Source organism: Stenotrophomonas sp. STEN009 (assembly GCF_056760395.1).
Genome location: NZ_JBRRES010000069.1, coordinates 1 through 4,009 on the forward strand (window position 1 = coordinate 1; position 4,009 = coordinate 4,009).

The 4,009-nt window shown below is 66.7% G+C and carries 3 protein-coding genes; 1 reads left to right on the forward strand and 2 read right to left on the reverse strand.

Annotated elements, in window-relative coordinates; all coding sequences use genetic code 11:
- Positions 1-168: 168 nt before the first annotated feature.
- Positions 169-1,596 (reverse strand): amino acid permease, encoded by a 1,428-nt coding sequence (locus tag ACVOMM_RS18560; RefSeq protein ID WP_053519498.1) that lies wholly within the window; start codon positions 1,594-1,596, stop codon positions 169-171.
- A 91-nt stretch (positions 1,597-1,687) separates the two neighbouring features.
- Entirely contained in the window at positions 1,688-3,163 is a 1,476-nt protein-coding gene (locus tag ACVOMM_RS18565; RefSeq protein ID WP_053519499.1) for an amino acid permease, read from the reverse strand.
- A gap of 131 nt (positions 3,164-3,294) precedes the next feature.
- On the opposite strand from ACVOMM_RS18565, the gene ACVOMM_RS18570 reads away from it, so the two are divergent.
- Entirely contained in the window at positions 3,295-3,909 is a 615-nt protein-coding gene (locus ACVOMM_RS18570; protein ID WP_481526607.1) for an NUDIX hydrolase, read from the forward strand.
- Positions 3,910-4,009: the final 100 nt, after the last annotated feature.

Here is a 4,009-nt window from a genome sequence, read left to right on the forward strand (position 1 = left end):
GCGGCCGGCCCCCGCGCCCCCCCCCCCCCCGCCCCGCCGGGGTTTTTTTCCGGGGGCCCCCCCCCACCCCACCCCGCCCCGCCAAACCCTCGGCCCCGCTGTTGCTGTTGCCGTTGCTCCGGCTTCAAAGGCGGGTGCAGGGCCGCAGGCCCTGCAATGCAGAACCCCTTACTTCACCCGCAGGCGGCTGTGCCGGAAGCCGTAGCAGAAATAGATCACGAACCCGAAGAACGTCCACACGCCCATCAGCATCCAGTTGTGCATGGTCATCGCCGACAGCAGCGCCAGGCAGCTGAGCACGCCCAGGCTGCAGATCAGCCACGCCATCGGCATGCGGAACGGGCGCGGCAGGTCCGGTTGGGTGCGGCGCAGGATCAGCACGCCCGCACACACCGCCGCGAAGGCGATCAGCGTGCCCATCGAGGTCAGTTCGCCGAGCACATCCAGCGGGAACAGCGCAGCCAGCAGGGCGATGCCGATTCCGGTGATGACCGTATTGATATGCGGAGTGCGGTACTTCGGATGGATCCGGGTGAACACGGGCGGCAGCAGGCCATCGCGACCCATGATCATGAAGATGCGCGGCTGCGCGATCACCATCACCAGTACGACCGAAGAAAGGCCGACCAGTGCCCCGATTTCCACCACCACCCGCAGCCAGCCCAGCTGGGGATGCGCCGCGACGGCGGTGACCACCGGCTCATCGGTGCCGAGCAGGGTGTACGGCACCAGGCCGGTCATGACGGCCGCCATGGCGATGTACAGCACCGTGCAGACCACCAGCGAGAGCATCATGCCGATCGGCATGTCGCGCTGCGGACGGTGTGACTCCTGTGCCGCAACCGAGACCGCCTCGAAACCGATATAGGCGAAGAACACCATGGCAGCGCCACGCAGCACGCCCTCCATGCCGTACTTGCCGGGCCCCTGGTTCTCCGGAATGAACGGGGTCCAGTTGGCAGGATCGACGTACTTCCAGCCAACCACGATCACCAGCACGATCAGGCCGGTCTTGAGCACCACCATGGCCATGTTCATGGCCGAGGACTTGCTGATGCCCACGTAGCACAGCCAGGTCAGCAGCAGCACCAGGATGGCCGCGGGCAGGTTGGCGATCGCGCCGGTTGGGCGCAGCTGCCCGTCCAGCGGTGCGCTCACCAGCGCGGCCGGCAGGTGGATGTCGAAGTGACTGAGCAGGCTGAGGAAGTAGCCGGTCCAGCTGACCGCCACTGCCGAGGCGGACACGCCGTACTCCAGCACCAGCATCCAGCCGATGAACCAGGCCGAGAGCTCGCCGAAGGTGGCATAGGTGTAGGTATAGGCGCTGCCCGAGACCGGCACCATCGAGGCGAACTCGGCGTAGGCCATGGCGCAGAACGCGCAGCAGATGGCGGCCAGCACGAAGGACAGCATGATGGCCGGGCCGGCATGGTTGGCTGCGGCCTGCCCGGTGATGACGAAGATGCCGCCGCCGATCACTGCGCCGATGCCCAGGGCGGTCAACCCCCAGGGTCCGAGGTGGCGGCGCAGGCTCAGGCCATTGGCGTCTTCATGGGCGGCATGCGGGTGCTTGGTGGCCCAGAGTTGCTTGAACATGTGTGGGGATCTTGTCGATGCGCGCCGGGTGGGCGCGCGGGCGGAAACACTGGCAGGAGCAGACGGGCCGGCGCAGGGCCGGCCCGCAGGTTCAGGCGGACTTGGCCAGCTTGCTGTTGCGCATGCCGTAGCCGAAGTAGATCAGCAGGCCCAGCACGGTCCAGCCGACGAACAGATGCCAGTGCACCACGAAGGCCTGCCAGAACAGGAACAGGCAGGCCGCCGCGCCCAGCGGGCAGATGATCCACACCACCGGTACGCGGAACGGACGATGCAGCTCCGGACGGGTATAGCGCAGAACCAGCACGCCGATGCATACGGTCGCGAACGCCAGCAGGGTACCCATCGAGACCAGTTCGCCCAGCACGTTCAGCGGCATCAGGCCGGCCAGTGCCGCAGCGATCACACCGACCACGATCGTGGCCCAGTACGGGGTGCGGAAGCGGGCATGGACCTTGCCGAAGAACTTCGGCAGCAGGCCGTCGCGGGAGATCGTGTAGGCGATGCGGGTCTGGCCCATCATCATCACCAGCACCACCGAGGACAGGCCGGCGATGGCGCCGATCTCGACTGCGGTCTTCAGCCAGGACAGGCTGGCATAGGGCTCCAGCGCGGTGGCCACGGGCTTGTCGGTGCCCAGCAGGTGATACGGCATCATGCCGGTCAGCACGGCGCAGACGATGATGTAGACGAGGGTGCACACGGCCAGCGACCCGAGCAGGCCGATCGGCATGTTGCGCTGCGGGTCCTTGGTTTCGCCGGCTGCGGTGGAAACCGCGTCGAAGCCGATATAGGCGAAGAACACGATGGTGGCGGCACGGAACACGCCGCTCCAGCCGAACTCGCCGGATACGCCGGTGTTTTCCGGAATGAAGGGCTGCCAGTTGGCCGGATCGATGTGGGCGGCGCCGAAGCCGATGAACAGGCAGATCACGGTGACCTTGATGGCCACGATGATGGCGTTGACGAAGGCCGACTGGGTCACGCCGACATACAGCAGGCCCGAGACCGCAGCGACGATCAGGACCGCCGGCAGGTTGAACAGCTTGCCGGAAGAAATGAACTCGCTGCCGGTCCATGCGATCGGTGCCGCACTGAGTGCGTCAGGGAATGGCATGTGCAGCGTGGTGGTGATGAAACTGATCAGGTAGGCCGACCAGCCCACCGCGACCGAGGCCGAGGCGAACAGGTACTCCAGTACCAGACACCAGCCGATGAACCAGGCCATGCCCTCGCCGAGCGTGGCGTAGGAGTAGGAGTAGGCGCTGCCCGATACCGGCATCATCGCGGCGAACTCGGCGTAGCACAGGCCGGCGAGTGCACATGCGATGCCGGCGAAGACGAACGAGAGCATCACTGCCGGGCCGGCGTGGTTGGCCGCGGCCTGACCGGTCAGTACGAAGATGCCTGCACCGATCACCGCCCCTACGCCAAGCAGGATCAGGTGTTTCGCCGTGAGGGTCCGTTTCAGCGTGGCTTCGCCGTCCAGGCTGCCTTCGATGGGTTCGCCGGCATCGACGTGCCCGGCCGGTTGCACCGGCTTGACCCTCAACAGAGCTTTCAGCATGCAGTACTTCCCTAATGATCGGTTTGGGGGCCGTCGATACGTTGCCGGCAGCCCTGAATGGTGAAGGCCGCGCGAACGGCCCGCTGTACCTTAGCCAAAGCTGAAGCCAACGCACAAGCGCAATCGCAACAATGAGCGGCGATAATGAACAGTATTTTTCCGAACCACCCCCATTCATGAGCCACACCGCCGAAACCCTTGCCGCGCTTGATGATCGCCTGCGCAGTCTGCTGCGGGACCATGCGCGCCTCGAGCCCGCCCACGACGCCCTGGCTGCCGAATTCGGCACATTGCTGGACGATCCGGAAGATCCGTTCCGGCGCGAGCGGTTGGCCGGCCACTTCACCGCCAGCTGCTGGCTGGTCAGCGCCGATGGCCAGCGCCTGCTGCTGACCCATCACCGCAAGCTGCAGCGCTGGCTGCAGCTGGGCGGCCACGCCGACGGCGACCGCGACCTGGCCCGGGTGGCGCTGAAGGAGGCAGAGGAGGAGTCGGGGCTGTCCGGGCTGGTGCTGGACGATCCGGCGATCTTCGACCTGGACAAGCACTGGATCCCCGAACGCGGGGACGTGCCGGGGCATTGGCACTACGACGTGCGCTTCGTGATCCGGGCGCTGGAGGGCGAGGACTTCGTGCTCAGCGAGGAATCGCTGGACCTGGCGTGGCGGCCGGTGACCGAAGTCGCCGCCGACCCGGAATCGGACGAATCGATGCAGCGCATGGCGCGCCGGTGGTTGGCGCGCTGACGGGGACGTCCACCTCATGCGCGGGCCGCCCGGGAAAGCCCCCCCCCGACCGGATAGCGGTGGGGACCCCCGGCGCGGGCCCCCCCCCCCGCAAAAAAAA